General features: G+C 66.9%; 18 protein-coding genes. 13 read left to right on the top strand and 5 right to left on the bottom strand.

Going from position 1 to position 24,530, the window contains the following annotated elements; translation table 11 throughout:
• Positions 1-3 precede the first annotated feature (3 nt).
• The 3 genes from BSZ14_RS02685 to BSZ14_RS02675 are packed head-to-tail and all read right to left on the bottom strand — an operon-like array spanning position 4 to position 5,988.
• Positions 4-1,569 carry an efflux transporter outer membrane subunit gene (locus tag BSZ14_RS02685; protein WP_083748054.1) on the bottom strand — a complete coding sequence of 522 codons (1,566 nt, stop codon included), beginning with the start codon at positions 1,567-1,569 and terminating at the stop codon, positions 4-6.
• Entirely contained in the window at positions 1,569-4,796 is a 3,228-nt protein-coding gene (locus BSZ14_RS02680; protein ID WP_076709683.1) for a multidrug efflux RND transporter permease subunit, read from the bottom strand. Before BSZ14_RS02680 ends, BSZ14_RS02685 begins: the two co-directional genes overlap by 1 nt.
• A 7-nt stretch (positions 4,797-4,803) precedes the next feature.
• A complete protein-coding gene (locus tag BSZ14_RS02675; protein WP_083748062.1) occupies positions 4,804-5,988 on the bottom strand; it encodes an efflux RND transporter periplasmic adaptor subunit in 1,185 nt (394 codons plus the stop codon).
• A 264-nt stretch (positions 5,989-6,252) separates the two neighbouring features.
• Between BSZ14_RS02675 and rpiA the strand changes: the two genes are divergently transcribed.
• The 7 genes from rpiA (at position 6,253) to BSZ14_RS02640 (ending at position 13,329) form a co-directional block, all read left to right on the top strand.
• Positions 6,253-6,924 (top strand): ribose-5-phosphate isomerase RpiA, encoded by a 672-nt coding sequence (gene rpiA, locus BSZ14_RS02670; protein WP_076709682.1) that lies wholly within the window; start codon positions 6,253-6,255, stop codon positions 6,922-6,924.
• A gap of 72 nt (positions 6,925-6,996) precedes the next feature.
• Complete coding sequence (tkt, locus tag BSZ14_RS02665; RefSeq protein ID WP_076709681.1) at positions 6,997-9,084, top strand: transketolase; 2,088 nt, start codon at positions 6,997-6,999, stop codon at positions 9,082-9,084.
• Complete coding sequence (gene tal, locus BSZ14_RS02660; RefSeq protein ID WP_076709680.1) at positions 9,084-10,208, top strand: transaldolase; 1,125 nt, start codon at positions 9,084-9,086, stop codon at positions 10,206-10,208. Before tkt ends, tal begins: the two co-directional genes overlap by 1 nt.
• A 70-nt stretch (positions 10,209-10,278) precedes the next feature.
• The gene (gnd, locus tag BSZ14_RS02655) at positions 10,279-11,262 is read left to right on the top strand and encodes a phosphogluconate dehydrogenase (NAD(+)-dependent, decarboxylating) (protein WP_076709679.1); all 984 of its coding nucleotides are present in this window, start codon (positions 10,279-10,281) and stop codon (positions 11,260-11,262) included.
• On the top strand, positions 11,259-12,080 hold the full coding sequence (locus BSZ14_RS02650) for a Cof-type HAD-IIB family hydrolase (RefSeq protein WP_076709678.1): 822 nt from the start codon (positions 11,259-11,261) through the stop codon (positions 12,078-12,080). Before gnd ends, BSZ14_RS02650 begins: the two co-directional genes overlap by 4 nt.
• A complete protein-coding gene (locus BSZ14_RS02645; protein WP_076709677.1) occupies positions 12,077-12,823 on the top strand; it encodes an HAD-IIB family hydrolase in 747 nt (248 codons plus the stop codon). Before BSZ14_RS02650 ends, BSZ14_RS02645 begins: the two co-directional genes overlap by 4 nt.
• A gap of 20 nt (positions 12,824-12,843) precedes the next feature.
• Positions 12,844-13,329 carry a biliverdin-producing heme oxygenase gene (locus tag BSZ14_RS02640; protein ID WP_241823611.1) on the top strand — a complete coding sequence of 162 codons (486 nt, stop codon included), beginning with the start codon at positions 12,844-12,846 and terminating at the stop codon, positions 13,327-13,329.
• Between the two features lie 162 nt (positions 13,330-13,491).
• Here the strand turns inward: BSZ14_RS02640 and BSZ14_RS02635 are convergent, their stop codons facing one another.
• Positions 13,492-15,648, bottom strand: coding sequence for a histidine kinase dimerization/phosphoacceptor domain -containing protein (locus BSZ14_RS02635; protein WP_076709675.1), 2,157 nt, complete (start codon positions 15,646-15,648; stop codon positions 13,492-13,494).
• Positions 15,649-15,840: 192 nt separating this feature from the next.
• Here BSZ14_RS02635 and BSZ14_RS02630 point away from each other — a divergent pair, with 192 nt between their 5' ends.
• The 5 genes from BSZ14_RS02630 (at position 15,841) to BSZ14_RS02610 (ending at position 21,319) form a co-directional block, all read left to right on the top strand.
• Positions 15,841-17,007 (top strand): acyl-CoA dehydrogenase family protein, encoded by a 1,167-nt coding sequence (locus BSZ14_RS02630; protein ID WP_076709674.1) that lies wholly within the window; start codon positions 15,841-15,843, stop codon positions 17,005-17,007.
• 136 nt (positions 17,008-17,143) lie between these two features.
• Positions 17,144-18,742: a carboxyl transferase domain-containing protein gene (locus tag BSZ14_RS02625; protein ID WP_076709673.1), complete on the top strand. Its 1,599-nt coding sequence runs from the start codon at positions 17,144-17,146 to the stop codon at positions 18,740-18,742.
• 5 nt (positions 18,743-18,747) lie between these two features.
• Positions 18,748-19,020 carry a barstar family protein gene (locus BSZ14_RS02620; protein WP_158069155.1) on the top strand — a complete coding sequence of 91 codons (273 nt, stop codon included), beginning with the start codon at positions 18,748-18,750 and terminating at the stop codon, positions 19,018-19,020.
• Positions 19,020-20,873 carry an acetyl/propionyl/methylcrotonyl-CoA carboxylase subunit alpha gene (locus BSZ14_RS02615; protein WP_076709671.1) on the top strand — a complete coding sequence of 618 codons (1,854 nt, stop codon included), beginning with the start codon at positions 19,020-19,022 and terminating at the stop codon, positions 20,871-20,873. Before BSZ14_RS02620 ends, BSZ14_RS02615 begins: the two co-directional genes overlap by 1 nt.
• Complete coding sequence (locus tag BSZ14_RS02610; RefSeq protein WP_076709670.1) at positions 20,870-21,319, top strand: MaoC family dehydratase; 450 nt, start codon at positions 20,870-20,872, stop codon at positions 21,317-21,319. Before BSZ14_RS02615 ends, BSZ14_RS02610 begins: the two co-directional genes overlap by 4 nt.
• A gap of 51 nt (positions 21,320-21,370) precedes the next feature.
• Here the strand turns inward: BSZ14_RS02610 and BSZ14_RS02605 are convergent, their stop codons facing one another.
• Positions 21,371-23,434 carry a TonB-dependent receptor gene (locus BSZ14_RS02605; RefSeq protein WP_076709669.1) on the bottom strand — a complete coding sequence of 688 codons (2,064 nt, stop codon included), beginning with the start codon at positions 23,432-23,434 and terminating at the stop codon, positions 21,371-21,373.
• Positions 23,435-23,748: 314 nt separating this feature from the next.
• Here BSZ14_RS02605 and ccmC point away from each other — a divergent pair, with 314 nt between their 5' ends.
• On the top strand, positions 23,749-24,474 hold the full coding sequence (ccmC, locus tag BSZ14_RS02600; protein WP_076709668.1) for a heme ABC transporter permease CcmC: 726 nt from the start codon (positions 23,749-23,751) through the stop codon (positions 24,472-24,474).
• Positions 24,475-24,530 lie beyond the last annotated feature (56 nt).

The raw sequence follows: 24,530 nt of genomic DNA, 5'->3' as shown, positions 1-24,530 counted from the left end.
CGCCTAATTGCCGGGGCCGAGCGCCACCGGTCCATTGGCGGTCGCTTCCAGCAGCGAGTCCCCGCCGAGTACCCGATAGAGCGTCACCCGGTTGCTCGCCGCCGTCAGCTGCGTCGCGACCACCGTCCGCTGCGCCGAATAGAGCGATCGCTGCGCATCCAGCGTGTTCAGGAACGGCGTCACCCCGCCGCGATAGCTCGCCTCGGTCAGGCGATAGGTGTCGCTCGCGGCGTTCAGGAAGCGGCGATTGGCGCCCAGCTGGTCGTCGATCGTGCCCTGCCGCGCGAGGGCGTCAGCGGTTTCCTGGAAAGCGGTCTGGATCGCCTTTTCATAGGTTGCGAGCGCCGCGTCGCGCTGGGCCTGCGAATATTGGACGTTGGCGATTCCCGCTCCCGCCTGGAAGATCGGGTAGCTGACCGAGGGGGCGACCGAATAGTTGAAGCTGCCGCCCGAGAAGAGCGAGGTCAGCGCGGTGCTGGCGAAGCCGACCAGTCCGGTCAGCGAGATGCGCGGGAACAGCGCCGCCCGCGCCGCGCCGATCTGGCCATTGGAGGCGCGCAGCAGATATTCGGCCTGCACCACGTCCGGACGACGCAGCAGGATGCCCGAATCCAGCCCGGCTGGCAGCGTCGCGACGGTCGGGGCGGCTTCCTCGATCGAGCGGGGGAGGAGCGCCGTGTCGATCGGCGCGCCGACCAGCAGTTGCAGCGCGTTGACGTCCTGCGCCACGGCGGTCTTCTGGAGCGCCAGGTCTGCCTGCGCCGTCGCCAGCACCTGTTCGGCCTGACGCAAGTCGGTACGCGGCGAGATGCCGCCCTGGAGCCGGGCGCGGGTCAGCGTGACGCTGCGCTCGGCACTGGCTGCGGTCTGCTGCGCGATGGCGAGCAGGCTCTGGTCCGCACCGTAATTCAGCCAGGCATCGGCGATGTCACCGACCAGCGCCAGCCGAGTCGCGCGCGCCGCCGCCTCGGTCGCGAAGTAACGGTCGAGCGCCGCGCCCGTCAGCGAACGGATGCGGCCGAACAGATCGAGTTCGAAGGCGGTCGTACCGAGATTGACCGACCAGGCGCTGCCCGATCCATTGGCGCCGGTCACGACCGTGCCGCCGGTCCCGCCCGTGCCGTTTCCGACACCCCCGGTGCCGGTTCCCGTGCCGCTTCCCGTCCCCGTGCCGCCGGTGCCCGTACCGCCACCGATCGCCTGCGAACCCGCACCGCTCGATCCCCGTTCGGTATAGCTGTAGCGGCCGGTCGCATCGACCTGAGGGAACAGGCTGCCGCGCTGGATCCGATATTGTGCGCGGGTGGAGGCGATGTTCGCCGCCGCCACGCGCAGGTCGCGATTGTTGGCCAGCGCCTGGGTGATCAATTGTTGCAACCGCGCGTCACGGAAGATGTCGCTGTAGCGCACCGTGGGCAGGGCGGCCTCCGACTGGCGGAGATAGGCGTCGCCGACCGGCCAGGAGGGCGGCACCGGCGTCGCGGGCCGCTCATATTTCGGGGCCAGCGAGCAGCCCGACAGCGCGGTGGCGGTCAGCAGCAGAGCAGGCAGGGGGGACAGGATACGCATCAGGCCTTCTCCGCTCCGCCTTCGGGGGCGGGGCGATGCCCCGCGCCATGTTCGCTCATCGGCTTGCCCCGCAGTCGCGCCAGGCCGTTGCGGACCGAACGGCGGACCAGCACGAAGAACAGCGGGATATAGAAGATCGCGAGCACCGTCGCGGTCAGCATCCCCCCGATCACGGCGGTGCCGATGGCGATACGGCTGTTCGCGCCCGCGCCGGTCGAGATGGCGAGCGGCAGCACGCCGAAGATGAAGGCGAAGCTGGTCATCAGGATCGGCCGCAGACGGATCTTGGCGGCCTCCAGCGCGGCGTCGATCACGCGCTTGCCCTGTTTCTCCGCCTGTTCGGCGAACTCGATCATCAGGATCGCATTCTTCGCCGCCAGCCCCATGGTCGTCAGCAGGCCGATCTGGAGATAGACGTCGTTGGTCAGCCCGCGCAGCGTGACGAAGGCGACCGCGCCGATCAGGCCCAACGGAATGACCAGCAGCACCGCGAACGGGATCGACCAGCTTTCATAGAGCGCGGCGAGGCACAGGAAGACGACCAGGATCGACAGGCCGTACAGGATCGGCGCCTGTCCGCCCGACAGCCGTTCCTGATAGGACAGGCCTGCCCAGGCGATCGAGGTGCCGGGGATTTCCGCCGCCAGCTCGGTCATTCGCTTCATCGCGTCGCCAGAACTGTAGCCGGGCGCGGCCGATCCTTGGAATTCATAGGAGGGGATGCCGTTGAACCGCGACAGGGTGGTCGGCGCGACGCCCCAGTTGATCGTCGAGAAGGACGAGAAGGGGGCCATCTGGCCGCTCGACCCGCGCACGAACCATTGCTTCAGGTCCTCGGGTTCGGAGCGATAGGGCGCATCGCCCTGGACGAAGACGCGCTTCACACGGCCGCGATCGATGAAATCGTTCACATATTGCCCGCCCCAGGCGGTCGACAGGGTCGAGTTCACCTGCTGCTGCGTCAGGCCCAGCGTGGACAGCTTCTGCTGGTCCAGATCGACACGCAGCGTGGCGATGTCGGGAAGCTCGGTCAGGCGGACCGAGGCCAGGATCGGGTCGGCATTGGCCTTGGCGAGCAGCTGGTCGCGCACCGCCTCGAACTTGTCCAGCGGCATGCCGGAGATATTCTGAAGCTCCATGGTGAAGCCGTCCGACTGGCCGAGACCGCGGATGGCGGGGGGCACGAGCGCGAAGACCTGCGCATCGCGAAGCCCGCGGAACGCGGCGGAGGCGCGGCCGGTAATGGCGTCGGCGCTGTTCTCCTTGCCCTTGCGGTCGGCCCAGTCGACGAAGTTGATGAAGCCTTGGCCGGTGTTCTGGCCGCTGGTGCCGCCACCGCCGCCGCCCGAAACCGAGAACAGGACCTTGACGTTCTTGCCCTCATGCTGGGCGAAATATTGCTCGACCTGCCGCTGCACTTCCATGGTGCGGCCCTGGGTCGCACCGGCGGGCAGGCGGAACTGGACGATGGCCGATCCCTGGTCCTCGGTCGGCAGGAAGCCGGTCGGCAGGCGCAGGAACAGCACCGCCAGCAGTGCGACGACGCCCGCATAGATCAGCAGGAACAGCCATTTGCGGTCGACGACGGTGCGCACGCCCGAGACATATTTGCCGACCATCCAGTCGAAGCGGGTGTTGAACCCGTCCTTCGCCCGCTGGAGGACATGCGCCACGCGGGGCGCCTTGCGCTCCAGCCATGCGCCGTCCTCATGCTCCTTGGCCTTTTGCTTCAGCAGGCTGGCGGTCAGGGCTGGCGACAGGATGATCGCGACCGCGACCGACAGGATCATCGCCGAGACGATGGTGATCGAGAACTGGCGATAGATGACGCCGGTCGACCCGCCGAAGAACGCCATCGGCAGGAACACCGCCGACAGGACGAGCGCGATGGCGACGAGCGCGACCGTGATCTCGTTCATCGACTCGATCGTCGCCTCGCGCGGGGTCATGTCGGGATTTTCCTCGAGCAGGCGCTCGACATTCTCCACGACCACGATCGCATCGTCGACCAGCAGGCCGATCGCCAGCACCAGCCCGAACAGGGTCAGCGTGTTGATCGAGAACCCCGCCAGATAGAAGATGGCGAAGGTGCCCAGCAGCACGACCGGCACCGCGATCGTCGGGATCAGCGTCGCCCGCCAGCTTTGCAGGAAGACGAACATGACGATGACGACGAGGATGATCGCCTCGACCAGCGTCTTGACCACCTCGTCGATCGACAGCTTGATGAAGGCGGTCGTGTCGTTGGCGTAGGCGATCTTCAATCCTTGCGGGAAGCCCTTGGCGACGCGGGTGATCTCGGCCTTGACCAGTTCGGCGGTCTTCAGCGCGTCGGCGCCCGGCGCCATCAGGACGGCGATACCGGCACCCGGATGCTGGTTGATCCGGCTGACCGCGGCATAGCTTTCCGCGCCCAGCTCGATCCGCGCCACGTCGGACAGCTTGACGGTCGCGCCGTTGTTCAGCGTCTTGACGATGATCTCGCGGAACTGCTCGGGCGTCTGGAGCCGCGACTGCGAGGTCACGGTGGCGTTCAGCATCTGCGTCGTTGCCGAGGGCGTGCCGCCGACCTCGCCCGCCGCGACCTCGGTATTCTGGTTCTGGATGGCGGTCGTAACGTCCGAGGGCATCAGCTGGTAGGAGGCCAGCTTTTGCGGGTTCAGCCAGATGCGCATCGCATATTGCGAACCGAAGACGTTGGTGTCGCCGACGCCCTGGATACGGCCCAGCGGATCCTGGAGATTGGAGACGAGATAATCGGCGACGTCCTGGTTCGTCATCCGGTTCGTCTCGTCATAGACGCCCGCGATCAACAGGAAGTCGGGGTTCGACTTGCGGACGACCAGACCCTGTTGCTGCACCTGCTGCGGCAGGCGCGCGACCGATTGCTGGACCTGGTTCTGGACCTGCACCTGCGCGATGTCGGGATCGGTGCCCTTAGCGAAGGTGGCGGTGATCGTCACCGAGCCGCGGCTGGACGAGGACGACTGGAAATAGAGCAGCCCGTCGATGCCGGTCAGCTGCTGTTCGATGACCTGGGTGACTGAATTCTGCAGCGTCTGGGCCGACGCGCCGGGGAAGGTGGCGCGGATCGACACCTGGGGCGGGGCGACGTCGGGATATTGCGCGATGGGCAGGCCCATGATCGCGCCGACGCCCGCCAGCATGACGATGATGGCAAGGACCCAGGCGAAGATGGGACGATCGATGAAGACGCGGCTGAGCATGATCCGGTCAGCCCGCCTTGCCCTTGGCGGCCTGCATCTTTTTCAACTGTTCGGGCGAGGGGGGCTGCACCTTTTGCGGACTGTTGGCGGGCACCGCGCGCACGCTCTGGTTGGGGCGGAGGTTGTTCAGCCCCTGGGTCACGATCTTGTCGCCGGGCTTCAGCCCGTCGGTGACGACCCAATAGGCCCCTTGGGTCCGCTCGGCCCTGACCTTCCTCTCCTGGACCTTGCTGTCCGCGCCGACGACGAACAGCGTCGCATTGCCCTTCGGATCGCGCGATACCGCCTGTTGCGGGACCAGGAAGGCGCTGGTGTCGATCGCCTGGGCAAAGCGCGCGCGCACGAACATGCCGGGCAGCAGCAAGCCCTGCGGATTGGGGAAGCGCGCGCGCAGCGTCACGGTGCCGGTCTGCGGATCGACCACCGCCTCGGCGAATTCGACCGTGCCGGTCTGACCATAGTCGGTGCCGTCTTCCAGCCGCAGCGTCACGCGGGCGCTGGCGGGGATCAGGCCGTCGCGCGCCGACAGGCTGCGGCGCAGCGACAACAGGTCGGTCGCGGACTGCTGGATATCGACGAAGATCGGGTCGAGCCGCTGGATCTGTGCCAGCGGATCGGTCTGGCCCGCACTGACCAGCGCGCCGACGGTGAACAGCGAGCGGCCGATACGGCCCGTAATGGGGGCGGGGACGGTGGTGAATTGCAGGTTCACGCGCGCCGTCTCCAGCGCGGCGCGGGTCTGCGCCACCTGTGCGGCGGCCTGGCGCGCGCTGGCCTGGGCGTTGGTATAGTCCTGCTTCGAGATCGCCTCGATCTGCGCCAGCGGGCGATAGCGTTCGGCCAGCGTTCGCGTCGCCTCGGCATTGGCCTGCGCGCTTTGCAGATTGGCGGCGGCCTGGTTGACCGAGGCGCGATACAGGCGCGGGTCGATCTCGTAGAGCGGCTGGCCGCGCTTCACGAGCGTCCCTTCGGTAAAGAAGCGGCGGCGGATGACGCCGGTCACCTGGGGCCGCACGTCCGAGCTTTCAAAGGCGGTGGTGCGCGCGGCGAGTTCGCTCACGATCGGCGCGTTGGTCGGCTGGACGGTCACGTAACCGACGGTCGGGGTCTGCTGCTGCCCGCCTGCACCGCCTTTCGCCTTGCTCTTGTCTCCGCCGCCACAGGCCGACAAACTGACCAGTGCGAGAGCCATGGCCGTCCCGGCAAACACCGGGCGTCCGCGAAAACCTGCAAAATTCAATTCGTTCACCTGCCTGAAATTTGCCGCGGAGCCGGCCCGCGCCTTAATGCGCGAGACGGCAAAACGTTGCTGACCTGTGTCAAATTGCACGAACGCGGTTCAAAAAGGCAAGCGATCATGGCCTAAAATGCCCGTCTTAATTGTCGCAATTTGTCGCGGTGCGGCAAAAGCGCGGGCGGCGGGAGCCTTTGGGTTTCCGAAGCATTTTCAACGTACATGATCGATCGTGATGCCGATAAGCGCCTGGCCGCCGCCGCCGCAGTGGATGAGGTATGCGACAATATGCTCGTCGGGCTGGGCACCGGGTCGACGGCCGCCCATGTCATCGCCCTGCTTGCCGAGCGGGGGCTTGCCATCGAGACGGTCGCCACCTCGCGGGCCAGCGCGGAACTGGCCGAGCGGCTCGGGTTGAAGGTCCGGCCGTTCGACTCGGTGGCGCGGATCGACCTCGCGATCGACGGCGCGGATGCGATCGACGCCGACCTGTCCGCCGTGAAGGGGGCTGGCGGGGCGATGCTGCGGGAAAAGATCGTCGCGGCCGCCGCCGATCGGATGATCGTCATTGCCGATGGCTCCAAGAGGGTCGCGCGGCTGCACGACGTCAAGCTGCCGATCGAGATCCTGCCCTTCGCCCGCACCTTCGTGGTGGAACGGCTTTCCGGGCTTTTCGAACGGCTTGACGAACGTACCGATTATCGGACCGACAATGGCAACATCGTGATCGACGGCCATGGCTGGGACGATGCCGACCTGCCGGGGCTGGCGGAGGCGCTGATGGCGATTCCGGGCATCGTCGGGCACGGCCTGTTCCTGTCCGAGATCGACGCCGCCTATATCGCCGACAATGGGGTCGTTACCCGGCTGGAACGGGAACGGAACCCGCGCTAAGGCGGCCCCGCATGGCAACCAGAGCGAGCGCCGAGGCGTTCGATCGCACTTAAAGAGGATGAGGCCAGTTTCATGACCGATGCCACCACCACCGCCGTGGCCGACAGCCATCTCCACGAGGACGGGTCGATCGAGCGCCTGACCATCGACACCATCCGCACCCTGTCGATGGATGCGGTGCAGCAGGCCAATTCGGGCCACCCCGGCACGCCGATGGCGCTGGCCCCGGTCGGTCACACCATCTGGTCGAAATTCCTGCGTTACGATCCCGCCCATGCCGACTGGCCCAATCGCGACCGCTTCGTGCTGTCGGTCGGCCATGCCTCGATGCTGCTCTATTCTCTGATCCACCTGGCGGGGATCGAAGAGATCGACGCGGACGGCAAGAAGTCGGGCAAGCCCGCGCTGAGCCTCGAGGACTTGAAGGGCTTCCGCCAGCTCAACTCCAAGACCCCCGGCCACCCCGAATATCGCCACACCACGGGTGTCGAGACGACGACCGGTCCGCTGGGCGCAGGCTGCGGTAACTCGGTCGGCATGGCGATCGCCGAGCGCTGGCTGGCAGCGCATTTCAACCGCGAGGGTTTCCCGATCTTCGACCATGACGTGTACGTCGTGTGCGGCGATGGCGACATGATGGAGGGCGTCGCGTCGGAAGCGGCCTCGACCGCCGGGCACCTGAAGCTGTCGAACCTCTGCTGGATCTATGACTCGAACCATATCTCGATCGAGGGCGGCACCGACCTGGCGTTCGACGAGGATGTGGGCAAGCGTTTCGAGGCCTATGGCTGGAACGTGCTGCATGTCGACGACGCCAATGACGTGGCCGCGCTGACCGCCGCGCTCGACACTTTCAAGGCGACCACCGACAAGCCGACCTTCATCGTCGTGAAGTCGGTCATCGGCTATGGCAGCCCCAAGGCGGGCAGCGAAAAGGCGCATGGCGAGCCGCTGGGCGACGACGCGATCCGTGCCACCAAGAAGGCTTATGGCTGGCCCGAGGACGCCAAGTTCCTGGTGCCCGACGGTGTGTGCGATGCCTTCCGCAAGGCGATCGAAAGCCGTGGCAAGCCGCTGCGCGACGAATGGGTCGCGATGGTCGACAAGTACCGTGCCGCGCACCCCGATCTCGCCGCACAGCTCGACGCGATGCTCGCCGACAAGCTGCCCGAGGGCTGGGATGCCGACATTCCGGTGTTCGAGGCGGATGCCAAGGGCGTGGCCAGCCGCGACTCCGGCGGCAAGGTGCAGAACGCCATCGCCGCCAAGGTGCCGTGGCTGATCGGTGGTTCGGCCGATCTCGCGCCCTCGACCAAGACGCTCATCAAGGATGGCGGCTCGTTCCAGGCGGGCAGCTATGAGGGGCGCAATATGCACTTCGGTGTGCGTGAGCACTCGATGGGCGCGATCGTCGACGGCATGGCGCTGTCGCACCTGCGCTCCTATGGCGCGACCTTCCTGGTCTTCTCCGACTATATGCGCGCGCCGATCCGCCTCGCCGCGATCATGGAGCTGGGCGCGACCTTCGTCTTCACGCACGACTCGATCGGCGTGGGCGAGGATGGCCCGACCCACCAGCCGATCGAGCATCTGGCGACGCTGCGTGCCATCCCCGGCCTCGACACCGTCCGCCCCGGCGATGCCAACGAGGTGGCCGAGGCGTGGCGCTGTGCCGTCGAGTCGGCCAGCCACCCGACCGCGCTGATCTTCTCGCGTCAGGCGCTTCCGACGCTCGACCGCAGCAAGTACGCACCGGCCTCGGGCGTGAAGAAGGGTGGCTATATCCTTGCGGATTGCGAGGGCACACCCGACATCATCCTCATCGCAACGGGGTCCGAGCTGTCGCTGGTCGCGGATGCCTATGAGACGTTGAAGGCCGACGGCGTGAAGGTCCGCGTCGTGTCGCTGCCCAGCTGGTATCGCTTCGAGATGCAGGATGCCGCGTACAAGGACAGCGTCCTGCCGAAGACCGTGACCAAGCGTCTGGCGGTCGAGCAGGCCGGGTCGATCGGCTGGGACCGCTATGTCGGGTTCGACGGTCGCACGATCACCATGTCGACCTTCGGAGCCTCGGCCCCGCTCGCCAAGTTGCAGGACAAGTACGGCTTCACCCACGACAATGTCGTGAAGGTGGCCCGCGAAATGCTGGAGACCAAGTGATGAGCAAGCTGTCGGAACTGGGCGCCAAGGGTTGCGCCCCCTGGCTCGATTTCGTCGATCGCAAGTTCCTCGAGGCGAAGGGGCTGGAAAAGCTCGTCGCCGAGGACGGGCTGACCGGCGTCACCTCCAACCCGTCGATCTTCGAAAAGGCGATGGGGCATGGCGACGCCTATGACGCCACACTTGCCGCCTTTGACAAGGAGAACCCCGGCGCGGCGACCATCGACCGTTACGAGCATCTCGCGATCCAGGATATCAAGGCGGCGGCGGAAACGCTCAAGCCGGTCTATGACAAGCTCGATGCCAAGGACGGCTATGTCAGCCTGGAGGTGTCGCCCTACATCGCCGACGACACCGACGCGACCATCGCCGAGGCCGAGAAGCTGTGGCACGCGGTCGACCGTCCCAACCTGATGATCAAGATTCCGGGCACCGATGCGGGCGCTCCGGCGATCTCGGCAACCATCGCCAAGGGCATCAACGTCAATGTGACTTTGCTCTTCTCGGTCGATGCGTACATCAAGGTGGCCGAGGCTTATGCCGCGGGCCTCGAGGAGCGGGTCAAGGCCGGGCAGCCGATCGACCGGATCGCCAGCGTCGCCAGCTTCTTCATCAGCCGCATCGACTCGGCGATCGACAAGAAGATCGACGAGCGGATCGCCGCCGGTGACGCGGAGTCGGACGCGCTGAAGGCCGTGCGCGGTAAGGTCGCCATCGCCAATGCGAAGATGGCGTATCAGTGGTATCTGGACTTCCTGAAGTCCGACCGCTGGCAGGCGCTGGCCGCCAAGGGCGCACAGCCGCAGCGTCTGCTCTGGGCCTCGACGGGGACCAAGGACCCGTCCTTCCCCGACACGCTCTATATCGACACGCTGATCGGGCCGGACACGGTCAACACCATGCCGCCCAAGACGATGGACGCCTTCCGCGACCATGGCACGGTGGCGGAGACGCTGACCGCCGATATCGACGAGGCCAAGCACATCCTCGCCGAAGCCGACCGGCTGGGTCTGGACCTGAACGGCGTGACCGACACGCTGGTCGCCGAGGGGGTCGCCTCCTTCGTCAAGGCGTTCGACGATCTGCTCGGCGCGATCGGGCAGAAGCAGCCCGCCAAGGCCTGAGCCGACAGGCCCTCTCTCCAAGCCGGAGAGGGGGCCTTTCTCTTTGTAACGACAGTAACGGAGTTCCCGCATGAAGATCGGTCTGGTCGGCCTTGGCCGCATGGGTGGCAATATTGCACGCCGCCTGATGCAGGCTGGGCATCAGGTGGTGGCCTGGGATCGCAGCGACGAGGCGGTGCAGGCGCTCGCCAAGGACGGCGCGGAAGCCGCCACGGGCTTGTCGGACATGGCGACCAAGCTCGCCGATAAGGCGATCTGGTGGGTGATGCTGCCCGCCGGTGGCCCGACCGAGGACACGATCGCGGAAATCGCCAAGCTGGCCAAGGACGGCGACGTCGTTATCGACGGCGGCAACAGCTTCTACAAGGACGATATCCGTCGCGCCAAGATGCTGGCCGAACAGGGCATCCATTATGTCGACGTCGGCACCTCGGGCGGCGTCTGGGGCCTGGAGCGCGGCTATTGCATGATGATCGGCGGCGACAAGGAAACGGTCGACCATCTCGACCCGATCTTCGACGCGCTGGCGCCGGGCCTGGGCGATATCGTCCGCACGCCGGGCCGCGTCGCCGACAAGGTCGATGAGCGTGCCGAGAAGGGTTATATCCATGCCGGGCCTGCGGGGGCGGGTCACTTCGTCAAGATGATCCACAACGGCATCGAGTACGGCCTGATGCAGGCCTATGCCGAGGGCTTCGACATTCTGAAGTCGAAGAACAGCGACAAGCTGCCCGAGGATGAGCGCTTCGACCTGAACCTCACCGACATTGCCGAAGTGTGGCGTCGCGGCAGCGTGATCTCGTCCTGGCTGCTTGACCTGACCGCCATCGCGCTGGCCAAGGACGAGATGCTGGAACAGTTCTCGGGCCATGTCGCGGATTCGGGCGAGGGCCAGTGGACGATCGACGCGGCGATGGAGGAGAAGGTCCCGGCCAACGTCCTGACCGCCTCGCTCTTCGCGCGCTATCGCAGCCGGGTGGATCATACGTACGGCGACAAGGTGCTGTCGGCGATGCGCTTCGGCTTTGGCGGCCACACCGAAATCCCGCAATGACGAAGCCCATCCGGCTGGTGGTGTCGGACGTCGACGGCACGCTCGTCGACCCCGACAAGAAGCTGCGCGCCGCCACCATCGCCGCCGTCAAGCGGCTGGAGGCGGCGGGCGTCGCCTTCACCATCATCAGCGCCCGGCCCCGTTCGGGGCTGGGCTGGCTGGCCGACGAGCTGGCGATCGACGCGCCGATCGGGGCGTTCAACGGCGGGACCGTGTTCCGCCGCGACGGCTCGGTCGACGCGCAGTTCCGGGTGCCGGTCGAGGTCGTCAACGATGTGCTGGCGATGACGACGGACCAGCCGCTCGCCATCTGGGTCTTCGCCGACGACCGCTGGTACGCCACCAGCGGCGAGGGCAAGCATGTCGATCATGAGCGCAAGGCGTCGTCGCAGGAGCCGGTGATCACGCAGGACTTTGCCGCGCTGGTCGACAAGGTCGACAAGATCACTTTGGTCAGCGACGACGCCGAGCTGCTGCGCGGCTTGCACGACAAGGCCAATGCGGCGCATGGGGCAGCAGCGACCATCGCTCAGTCGCAGACCTATTATCTCGACGTGACCGCGCTGAAGGCGAACAAGGGCGACGGCGTGGCGACGCTCGCCAGGGCGTTCGGCGTTTCGCTCGAGGAAGTGGCCGTGCTGGGCGACCAGGCGAACGACCTTCCCATGTTGGCACGCGCCGGGCTGCCGATCGTGATGGCGAATGCGCCGGATGCCGTTAGGGAACAGATCTCGGTACACACCCGTTCCAATGCCGAGGATGGCGTAGCCTATGCCATCGACACCATCATCATGCCCAGAATCGGAGTGCCTTCATGAAGCAACTGGTTGCGTTCGACCTCGACGGTACGCTGGCCGAAAGCAAGCAGCCTTTGGGCGAGCCGATGGGGGAGGCGCTGGCCGATCTGCTCGACGTCGCGCATGTCGCGGTGATCTCGGGCGGCGACTGGCCGCAGTTCGACAAGCAGGTCGCCAGCCGCCTGCCCGAGCGCGCCGACCGTACCAAGCTGTGGCTGATGCCGACCACCGGCACCAAGCTCTACACCTATCAGGACGGCCAGTGGACTACGGTCTATGCCGAGCTGTTCGACGACGAAACCAAGGCCAAGATCCTGGAGGCGTTCGACGCCTCGCTGGAGGCGACCGGTTTCGTGCCCGAACAAACCTGGGGCGAGCGGATCGAGGATCGCGGCAGCCAGATCACCTTCTCCGCGCTCGGCCAGCAGGCGCCGATCGACGCCAAGGAGCATTGGGACCCCAAGTTCGAAAAGCGCAAGATCATCCAGGCCGATCTGAAGCAGCGCCTGCCGGGCCTGTCGATCAACATGGGCGGTGCGACCTCGATCGACATCACCCGCGAGGGCGTCGACAAGGCGTACGGCCTGAAGAAGCTACGCGACGCCAGCGGCATTGCGCTCGACGCGATGATGTTCATCGGCGACGCGATCTTCCCGGGCGGCAATGACTATCCCGCCAAGGAACTGGGTCTGGACACGGTGCGCGTCCGCGATCCGCAAGAGACGCTGGCGGTCATCGCGGGAATCGTCGCCTGCCTGAAGTAAGTGACAGCGCGTCCTCTGCCTTGCGTGCCCGCACGGGTGCGGCGCATGAGGCGGTGGATGCGGCCTATGGCGCCTATCGGCTGGACGATCGGGAAGGCTATACGGCGTTCCTGATCGCCCACGCCCGTGCGCTCCCTGCGGTTGAGGGCTGGCTGGCGCGGCGCAGCATCGCTTTTCCCTGGCGGTCGCGGCGCGAGGCGCTGGCGGCGGATTTGGCGGTTCTGGGGCAGGATATGCCCGAGCCGTTGCCCTTTGCCCTTCCCGATGAAGACGCCGCACGCTGGGGTGCGCTCTATGTAACGGAGGGCTCCCGCCTGGGCGGCGTGATGCTCGCCCGACAGGTGGGGGAGGGGTTGCCCAAAACCTATCTGGAATCGGGCTTCGGGCCGGGCGAATGGCGGGACTTTCGCCATGCTCTGGACGCGGCGGCCGGGAATGCGGCCTGGATCGACCGGGCTGTTGTCGCGGCTGAGCAAGTCTTTGGACTGTATCGTATGGCCGCTTGAATAAGGACGACATTACAGCAATCCAATGTGCGCCCCGCCCCTTCAGGGGAGGGGTTGGGGTGGGGCCTTTCCATGAACGTCTCGCTTGCGGGAGCGCCCCACCCCCGGCCCCTCCCCTGAAGGGGAGGGGGGTGTCCATTTCAGGACATCAGGGTCTGGTCTTCAATCCGCGATCGGCGCGATCACGATCGCCCGCAACCCAGGCTGGTTGTCGTCATATTCGATCGACCCCGACAGCCGCTGCATCATCGCCGCCATCATCCGGCTGCCGAAGCCGCGGGCCTGGCCGGGGTCTTCCTCGCCCTTGCCGCGGCCCTGATCCGCGATGATCAGGCGCAGGCGGTTGCCATATTGCTCCAGCGTGATCGTCACCGGGCCGACCGCGCCGCCATAGGCATATTTGGTGGCGTTGATGATCAGCTCGGTCGTGACCAGCCCCAGGTTGATCGCCCGGTCGGTCGGCATCAGCACCGGCGCCAGATCGAGCCGCATCATCGCGGCCCAGTCGCGGCCCAGCGACTGCTTCATGTCGCCGACCAGATCCTCCAGATAGCGGGCCAGGTCGACCGTCTGGATCTGGTCGTCGCGGTACAGGCGGCGATGGACCAGCGCCACGGCCGACAGCCGTGCCTGGGCCTCGACCAGCTGCTCGCGCACGCGGGGGTCGTCCGCCGCCTTGGCCTGAAGCGACAGGAAGGACGATACGAGCTGGAGGCTGTTCTGGACCCGGTGGTCGACCTCCTTCATCAGGACGTCCTTCTGGACGAGCAGCGCTTCCTTGTCGTCGAGCGTGCGCTGCAACGCGGTGTTCAGTCCGCGCAGCCGGTAATTCTGCGCGGCATCGTGCAGCGCCCGGCGCAGGCGGTGCCCGGCCTCGACCTCTTCCATCGTCCAGCGGCGCGAGCGGCCGCGCACCGTCTCCCGCCAGCTTTCGAACGAGGTGCGCGGGTTGAGCGTCGCATCGGGCGTCAGGGCGACGGACTTGTGCGGGTTGCCCGCCCATTCGACCTCTTCGACATGCTCGGCCCGGAACCAGAGCAGCGTGACGCCGCCATCGACCAGCGGCAGCGCCAGCATACCCGCCGCCGTCGTCGCCAGCGGTGCGGCGTCGGGCATCTGGGCGGGCAACTCATGGGTGAAGAACAGGTCGCCCGCGCCCCGGATCATGGCCCAGCCGGCGATGTCGAGGATCGCCAGATCATGCGGGCAGGTGCCATGGCGATACACCTTGCCCTGCTCGACGACGGCAAAGCCGGTCGCGCCCATCATCGCCATCATCTCGGGCATCAAACGGCGTATGGCGGGGACCAGGTCGCCCATGCCGATGATGCGCGGCAACAGGCTGTCCTCCGCGGCGCGCAGGCGCAGCCGCTCGCGATACAGTTCCGCCTCTTCCTTCGCCCGGATCTGCCGCGCCAGCGCGCTGGCCAGACCGGCGGCGGCGGCCCGCAGATCGGGCGACAGGCGACGGGGCGTATAATGGTGGCAGGCGATCATGCCCCACAAGACGCCGTCCTTGACGATCGAGATCGATGCCGAGGCCGCAACGCCCATATTCTTCAGATAGCGGACATGGATGGGCGAAACGCTGCGCAGGCCGACATCGCTGAGGTCCAGTGTCTCGAAACCTTCGGGCCGGATCGGGGCCGGGACGTAATCGACATCCGGGATGCTGCGCGTCCGGTTGCGGACGTAGAGCGCGCGCGCCTGTTTCGGGATATCGGAGGCCGGGAAATGATGATGGAGGAAGGATTGCAGCCCGGCCGACCGCGCCTCGGCGACGACCCGACCCGCATCCTCGTCCAGGAAACGATAGAGCATGACCCGGTCGAATCCGGTCAGCATCTGGAAGGTGGCGGCGGCGCGTTCGAACAACATGGGCAGGTCGGCGGTCCGCTCGAAACTGGTGACGGCGGCATCGATCCAGTTGAGCGGGCTGCCCTTGCCCCAGGGCGCATCGACGCTCCCGGCTTCCAATTCGATCAGCACGCGCTCGCCCGCGACGCGGTGCGCGGTGACCGAAAAGCGTTCCGAGACACCCTCGACCGGCACGGCGGCGACCGTCGTGCCGGGACCGATCGGCATGTCGGAGACCATCTGTGCAACCTCGTCGCCCAGCAAGGCAGCCAAGGGACGGCCCAGCCAGTTAGGGGCCAAACGCTCCTCGATCAGCCCGGCGCCGGCGATCACTTCCAGCGTCGTGGCGTCGACCACCAGCAACAACCCGTGTGGCTGAACGGCGCCGGGAATATGAATGGGCTCCCGATCGCAAGCGGTAATGTCCAGATTGGGATCAGTGGCGACGGAGCGAGTGGCCATCGGGCAAAAAATTCCTCTCAATCCGTCACATGGCGGGTTTCATACGGGGTTGCAAATCCCTGGATCCTGCAATCGATCCGATATGGGATCGGGCGGGGAGGGAGTATCGGTCAGGATGGAACGAAGATTGCGCGTTTGGGTAATTTCCGTTTAAAGCTTCGCAACGGACTCAAAGAGCCGCCTGGAGAGGACATGATCGACGATTTCGACTTCGCACTGGGCGAAAGTGCGGACATGATCCGCGAAGCGACCCGCCGTTTTGCGACCGACCGGATCGCGCCGCTGGCCGCGCGGATGGACGCGGAAGACTGGTTTCCCCGCGACATCTGGCCTGAAATGGGCGCGCTGGGCCTGCATGGGATCACCGTTGCCGAGGCCGATGGCGGGCTGGGGCTGGGGTATCTGGAACATGTCGTCGCGATCGAGGAAGTGTCGCGGGCTTCGGCCTCGCTCGGCCTGTCCTATGGCGCGCATTCCAACCTTTGCGTCAACCAGATCAGCCGCTGGGGCAATGCGGAGCAGAAGGCGAAATATCTGCCCGGCCTGATCTCGGGCGAGCATGTCGGCAGTCTCGCCATGTCGGAGGTGTCGGCGGGGTCCGACGTCGTGTCGATGAAGCTGCGCGCGGTGAAGGCCGATGGCGGCTGGGTGCTGAACGGCACGAAGTTCTGGATCACCAACGCGGCCTATGCCGAGACCTTGGTCGTCTATGCCAAGACAGGTGAGGGGAGCCGGGGCATCACCGCCTTCCTGATCGAGAAGGACATGGCGGGCTTCGCGATCGGCCAGAAGATCGACAAGATGGGGATGCGCGGCAGCCCGACCGCCGAGCTGGTCTTCAACGACTGTTTCGTCGGCGATGCGCAGGTGATGGGGCCGGTGAACGGTGGCGTCGGCGTGTTGATGAGCGGGCTGGACTATGAGCGTGCGGTGCTGGCGGGTATCCAACTGGGCATCATGCAGGCCTGCCTCGACGTGGTGGTCCCCTATGTCCGCGAACGTCGCCAGTTCGGCCGGACGATCGGCGAGTTTCAGCTGATCCAGGCCAAGATCGCCGACATGTATGTCGCGCTCAATTCGGCGCGGGCCTATGTCTACGCCGTTGCGCGCAGCTGCGACGCAGGCCGGACGACGCGGTTCGATGCGGCGGGGGCGATCCTGCTCGCCAGCGAGAATGCGGTGAAGGTGTCGCTCGAAGCCATCCAGGCGTTGGGCGGGGCGGGTTATACCAAGGACTGGCCGGTCGAACGCTTCGCGCGCGACGCCAAGCTGCTCGACATCGGCGCGGGGACCAATGAAATTCGCCGGATGCTGATCGGCCGCGAACTGATCGGCAAGCTCGAAAAGGTGGCGCAATGAACCGTAACCCATTCCTCCCCAAGCTTGCTTGGGGAGGGGGACCGCGCTCGCAGGGCGTGGTGGAGGGACAAGCCCCTCGCTCCTCCACCCCCGCTTCGCGGCGGTCCCCCTCCCCATCAGAGATGGGGAGGATTTGATGGGGGCAGTGCTTTCCAGCCGGGTGCCGCGCGACGATGTGGCATTCCGTGCGAACGCGGACCACAACCGCGCGCTCGCCGAACACCTCCGCGCCGATGTCGCTAAGGCCGGGCTGGGTGGCAGCGACGCGGCGCGCGACCGGCATGTGTCGCGCGGCAAGCTGCTCCCCCGCGACCGGGTGGAGCAGTTGCTCGACCCGGGCTCACCCTTCCTCGAAATCGGGCAGCTCGCTGCCAACGGCCTGTACGACGATGCCGTCCCCGGCGCGGGCGTGATCGCGGGCATTGGCCGGGTCCATGGCCGACAGGTGATGATCGTCGCCAATGACGCGACGGTGAAGGGCGGCACCTATTATCCGCTGACCGTCAAGAAGCATCTGCGCGCGCAGGAGATCGCGCTCGAGAACCGGCTCCCTTGCATCTATCTGGTCGACAGCGGTGGCGCGAACCTGCCGCACCAGGCGGAGGTCTTTCCCGACCGCGATCATTTCGGCCGCATCTTCTTCAACCAGGCGCAGATGTCGGCGGCGGGTATTCCGCAGATCGCCTGCGTCATGGGCAGCTGCACCGCGGGCGGGGCCTATGTCCCGGCCATGTCCGACGAAACCGTCATCGTGCGCGGGCAGGGGACGATCTTCCTCGCCGGGCCGCCGCTGGTGAAGGCGGCGACGGGCGAGGTCATCTCGGCCGAGGAACTGGGCGGCGCGGACACGCATGGCCGCAAGTCGGGCGTGGTCGATCATGTCGCCGAGAATGACGATCATGCGCTGTCGATCGTCCGCGATATCGTCGAGACCCTGCCGCCGCAGGTCATGCCCGATGTGAATCTCGCCGAGGCGGACGAACCGCTCTATCCGGCGGAGGACCTCTACGGCCTGATCCCGCAGGACGTGCGCGCGCCGTACGACGTGCATGAAGTGATCGCCCGGCTGGTCGACGGATCGCGCTTCCACGAATTCAAGGGGCTGTACGGCGCGTCGCTGGCCTGCGGCTTTGCGCATATCCATGGCAAGCCGGTCGCGATCCTGGCGAACAACGGCGTGCTGTTCTCGGAAAGCGCGCAGAAGGGCGCGCATTTCATCGAGCTGGCCTGCCAGCGGCGCATCCCCCTGCTGTTCCTTCAGAATATCTCCGGCTTCATGGTCGGCGGCCGCTATGAGGCGGAGGGCATCGCCAAGCATGGCGCCAAGCTGGTGACGGCGGTGGCGACGGCGCAGGTGCCCAAGATCACCGTGCTGATCGGCGGCAGCTTCGGCGCGGGCAATTACGGCATGTGCGGGCGCTCCTATGGCCCCCGCTTCCTGTTCACATGGCCCAATGCGCGGATCAGCGTGATGGGCGGCGAACAGGCGGCGAGCGTGCTGGCGACCGTCCATCGCGACGCGGAGAACTGGACGCCGGACGAGGCGGAGGCATTCAAGGCCCCCATCCGCCAGCGTTACGAGGACGAGGGGAACCCGTGGTACGCGACCGCGCGGTTGTGGGACGACGGGATCGTCGATCCGGCGCAGACTCGCGACGTTCTCGGGCTGGCGCTGGATGCGTGTCTCAATGCACCCATCGCGGAGGCACCCCGCTTCGGGGTGTTCCGCATGTAATGGCCATGGACCTGACCATCGACGGCGCGACCGTGGTGGACGAGGCCGATTTCCATGCCCGTATCCGCGAAGCCTCGGGCGTCGAATGGTATGGCGGCAGTCTGGATGCGCTGTTCGATCTGTTGATCGCGGTAGTCGAGCCGCCGATTGCGCTGACCATCACCAACGCCGCCGCCGCACGCAAGGTGATCGGGGAGCGCTTCGATCGCATCCTGACCGTGATCCTCGACGCCATCGCTGAACGCCCGCACGCCATCATGTTGAAGCTGGAATCCTGATGATGAAGAGCCTCCTCATCGCCAATCGCGGCGAGATCGCCTGCCGCATCATCCGCACCGCGCGCGAGATGGGCCTGCGCACCATCGCGGTCTATTCCGAGGCCGATGCACAGGCGCTGCATGTCCGTATGGCCGACGAGGCGATCCTGATCGGTCCGGCCCCGGTGCGCGAAAGCTATCTCGATGCCGCTCGCATCCTCTCTGCCGCGCGGGATAGCGGGGCGGAGGCGATCCATCCCGGCTATGGCTTCCTGTCGGAAAATGCCGAGTTCGCGGAAAGCGTGATCGCCGCCGGGCTGGTCTGGGTCGGTCCCAACCCGGACAGCATCCGCGCCATGGGCCTGAAGGACGCAGCCAAGGCCCGGATGATCGCCGCCGGTGTTCCCGTCACGCCGGGCTATCTGGGCGAGGACCAGTCACCCGACCGCCTCGCGACCGAAGCGGATGCAATCGGCTACCCCGTCCTCATCAAGGCGGTGGCGGGTGGCGGCGGCAAGGGGATGCGCCGCGTCGACGACCCCGCCGCTTTCGCCGAGGCGCTGGCCTCCTGCCGTCGCGAGGCGGCATCCTCGTTCGGCGACGATCGGGTGCTGATCGAGAAATACATCCTCTCGCCCCGCCATATCGAGGTGCAGGTCTTCGGAGACCGGCACGGCCATGTCGTGCATCTGTTCGAGCGTGACTGCTCGCTGCAACGCCGCCACCAGAAGGTGATCGAGGAAGCCCCCGCGCCGGGCATGGACGAGGCGACGCGGCAGGTCGTGTGTGGCGCCGCCGTCCGCGCCGCGCAAGCGGTGGACTATGTGGGGGCGGGCACGATCGAGTTCATTGCCGACGCCTCCGAAGGCCTGCGCGCCGACCGCGTCTGGTTCATGGAGATGAACACCCGGCTCCAGGTCGAGCATCCCGTGACCGAGGCGATCACCGGCGTCGATCTGGTCGAGTGGCAACTACGCGTCGCGGCGGGCGAGCCTTTGCCGATGGCGCAAGACCAACTCGCCATCCATGGCCATGCGATCGAGGCACGGCTCTATGCCGAGGATCCGGCCAAGGGCTTCCTGCCCGCGATCGGCACGCTGGAGGTGTTCGACCTCGGCGACGATCCCGCGATCCGCATCGACACCGGAGTCGAGGAGGGGGCAGAGATCACCCCCTGGTACGACCCGATGATCGCCAAGGTCATCGCCCATGGCGATACCCGCGACGATGCGCGTGAGGCGCTGGCGGATGCACTGGACGAGGCGGTGATCTGGCCGGTGCGCACCAATGCGGGCTTTCTGGTCCAGGCGCTCGACCATCCCGACTTCGCCAGCGGGCAGGTCGATACCGGCCTGATCGCGCGCCAGGGCGAGGCGTTGATGCCGCCGACCGAGCCGTCCGAAGAGGCGCTGGCCGAGGCAGCCGCCGCGCTGATCGGGCAGGACGCATTGTCGTGCTTCCGCCTGAACGCCGTGCCCCGACGGAGCGCGCGCTTCCTGCTCGACGGGCGCGCCATTACCGTGGATTTCGGCGAGGCGGGCGACGTGCCCCCATCACCTACCGACGAGGTGCTGATTTCCGAGGGCGGGCAAAGCTGGTCCTTTACCCGCTGGCGCGCCGACGGCTTGGCGGCGGGCGGGGCGGGAGACGGTGCGATCCTGTCGCCCATGCCCGGCCGGATCATCGCGGTCGCGGTGGCCGAAGGGCAGGCGGTCAGCGCAGGCCAGCCGCTCGTCACGCTGGAGGCGATGAAGATGGAGCATGTCCTGACCGCGCCGTTCGACGGCATCGTCACCGACCTGAAGGCCGAGACCGGCGGGCAGGTGGCCGAGGGCGTCGCGCTGGTTCGCATCGTTACGGAGGACGCGGCATGAGCGGGCGCCATTTCGACGACTGGACGATCGGCGACCGGATCGAACATCCGATCCGCCGCACCGTGACCGAGACGGACAATCTCCTGTTCTCGACCATGACCCACAATCCGCAGCCGCTGCACATCGATGCCGAGGCGGCCAAGGCCAGCGAGTTCGGGCGCATCCTTGTCAACGGCACCTTCACCTTCTCGCTGATGGTCGGCCTGTCGGTGGGGGAGACGACGCTGGGGACACTGGTGGCGAATCTGGGGTACGACGAACTGGTCATGCCCGCGCCGGTGTTCCTGGGCGATACGCTGCGGGCGACGAGCGAGGTGACGGCCTTGCGCGAGAGCAAGTCGCGGCCGGGGGCGGGGCTGGTGACGTTCCGGCACGAGGCGCTCAACCAGCGGGACGAGGTGGTGTGCCGGTGCCTGCGCACGGCCTTGGTGAAGAAGCGGGGGTAGGGGCGTGGCCTTCGACTACGTTCGGCCTGAGCGAAGTCGAAGGCCAAGGGATCACAACCGCGTCCGAACCCCGATCCACAAGGTCCGCGGCGTCGCCCGCTCGATCATCCCTGCGCCGCTATACGCCGCCTCGACTCGCGCATCGGCAAGGTTCTCCGCCCGCGCCTCGATCAGCCAGCCGCGCACGACCGGCACCGCCGCATAGGCGTCCAGCGTCGTCGCAGGTGCCAGCGAGCGGATATTCTGGTCATCCTCATATTGCCGCCCGACATGGCGCAGGGTCCCGCTCACCACCGCCCCGCGCCGCTCGACCGCCAGCGTGCCCGAAAACTGGTCGCGCGGCGTCTGCGCCGGGCGCAGGCCGTCGAGCGGCGCGGCGTTGCCCGATGCCTCCACCCGTGCATCGACATGCGACCAGGACGCGCGGGCGCTGACCGGGCCAATGGCGGCATTGGCTTCCAGCTCGAACCCCTGTGACCCGATCGCGTCGAGATTTTGCCGCATCCGGTACACGCCATTCGCGGCGACGAAGCCGACGCCGGGGAATGTCCCCGGCCCGCGCCCCAGGGTCACATTGGCGATCGCATCGGTGAGCCGGTTGAAGAAATAGGTGCCCGACAGCCGAACCCCCGTCGCCGGGGTCAGGTCGAACCCGCCCTCGACGCCCTCGACCCGTTCGGGGTTCAGCGCGGCATTGGCGGCGGTAGCATCCGCCCCGGCGCGGAACGGCCGGTAGAGTTCGTTGAGTGTCGGCAACCGCCAGCCGCGATAGGCCGCCGCCCGCAGGGCCAGCGGCTGGACGACCCGCAAGGCGGCCCCCAGCCGCCCGGTAAATTCCTGCCCCGAGCGGTTCGGGAAATCGGTATCGGTCAGCACCGCGCCGGTCGCCAGCACGCCTTCATCCAGCCGTCCACCCCGAATGCGCCAGTCATCCACTCGCGCGGCGGCGGTGACGGTCAGCGCCCCTGCCTCGACGCTGCCATCGGCGAACAGTCCCATGGTCCGCGTCGCGCCGCCCGCCTCGCGCCGCCGGGTCGGGGCACCTGCGACATAGGTGTAGCGTTCCTGCGTCCGCCCGCTGGTATCGCGAATATCGCCGCCCAGCCGCAGCGTGACCGTATCGCCCAGCGGTGGCGACACCTCGACCCGGCCGCCCAGTCCGGTGGCGGGGACGTTATACTGGTCGAGCGTCAGCGTCGCCGCCGTCCGCGCGGCATTCACGCTGGCATAGCGCGAGGCGAATTGCCGCGTCTGGACATAGGCCAGCGCCGACCAGCCCCAGGCCCCCCGTCCGACCAGGCGGATGCTCGCATCCGCACCGTCCGAGCGATTGTCGGTGAAATCGGTCCCCCGGTCTCGCGCATCGTGAAAGGCGGCGAGGGTCATCTGCAACTCGGTGGCGGGCGCGATCGCGACGACGCCGCGCGCCGCGCCCGAATATTGCTCATAGGGGGCGGGCCGGTCGGCCGGACCGCGCTGCTCCTCGATGATGGGGGTGAAGCCATCGCCGCGGGCATAGGCACCTGACACCGTCAGGAAACCACCGTCCCGCACCAGCGAGGCCGATCCTTGCGCATCGACCGAATGGCGGCTGCCATAGGACAAAGCGAGGTCGAGCGGGGAGAGCTGGTCGGGCGTCGCACTGTCCATCTCTATCGTGCCCGCCAGCGCGCCCGGCCCCCAGAAACCCGATCCGCCGCCGCGCGTCACCCGGATGCGGCCCAGCCGCCCGGTCGCATAGGCGGGGAAGACCACCCAGCCGCCGAACGGATCGGCCTGCGGCACGCCGTCGAGGACCAGCAGCGCCCGGCTCGACGCATTGCCGCCGAGCCCTCGCAAGGTGATGCCCTGCGATGTGGGATGCGCCGAACGGCTGTCCGAGCGGCGGAATTGCTGGAGCCCGGCGGCGTCGGCCAGGACATTCTCCAGCCGCTGCGAAGCATTCTGCGTGATCCGGTCGCGGTCGATCGTCACCACGTCCAGCGCGCGGTCGCCGGGTTGGTCGTTCAGGCCCCGGCCGGTGACGATGATGGTTTCGGGTTCGTTGGTTTGGGCGGAGAGAGTGGTGGGGATGAGCGCTAGGGCGAGGAAGGGCAGGCGGTGGAAGGCTGGCATGATGTTGTGATGGTCCCCTTTGCTCCCCTGTTGGGGATGTCGTGGAGTGAAGACGAATCAGCACGTGAACAGGTCCGTCATCGATGAGTCTCACGCCCCTCCCGTAAACGGGAGGGGATGGGGGAGGGCAGGCCGCGAGCGATGGCCTCGGTGAGACATCGTGCCCTCCCCAAACCCAGTTTCAGGTAAACGATGCCCCGCATCGTTTAGGTCATGCCGGGGGCATGACCGACCTGAAACTCGCCTGCGGGAGGGGCTTAAGATGGGAGAAGGCGGATGACGCGCCCGAAAAACCCTCTTACAGTCCGCGTATCGTGGCCACCCTTCATACCCTTGCGAACCCTGCGCGTTTCCTGAAGATCGCTCGTCCGCTGACCGGGATTTTCCTCGGGCTCGGCATCGCGCTGATCGCGGTCGCGGTCTGGGCGGGGCTGACCCAGACGCCGCCCGACTATCTTCAGGGCGAGACGGTGCGCATCCTCTACATCCATGTCCCCGCCGCCTGGCTGGGCATGGGCGGATGGAGCGGTATCGCCATCGCCAGCCTGTCGCTGATCGTCTGGCGGCATCCGTTGGCGCAGATCGCGGGGCGCGCCATCGCCTGGCCGGGGGCGGTGTTTACGGCGCTGTGTCTGGCGACGGGTTCGATCTGGGGGCGGCCGACCTGGGGGACGTGGTGGCAATGGGACGGGCGGCTGACCTCGATGCTGCTCCTCCTGTTCGTCTATCTGGGTTATATCGCGCTCGCCCGTGCCGACGCGGATCGCGGCGGGGACGGGCGGATTCCGGCGCTGTACGGACTGGCGGGCACCGCGCTGCTGCCGGTCATCCGTTACTCGGTCGTCTGGTGGAACACGCTCCATCAGGGGCAGTCGATCGGGCTGACCGGCTCCAGCATCGACACGTCGCTGCTCTGGCCGTTGCCCATCGCGCTGGGCGGCTTCACCTTCCTGTTCGCGGCCATCGTGCTGATGCGGATGCGCGCGCTGCTGGCGCAGGCCAAGGCCGAGGCGCGGATGCGGCGGATGGCGCGCGCATGAACCAGATGGCGTTCGTTGCGGCGGCCTATGCGGTCATGCTGGGGGGCGCGGGTGCG

Source organism: Sphingomonas sp. Sph1(2015) (genome assembly GCF_001970915.1).
GTDB classification, from domain to species: Bacteria; Pseudomonadota; Alphaproteobacteria; order Sphingomonadales; family Sphingomonadaceae; genus Sphingomonas; species Sphingomonas parapaucimobilis.
The sequence above is the reverse complement of the archived record's forward strand: the minus strand, read 5'-3'. Positions and strand labels throughout refer to the sequence as shown.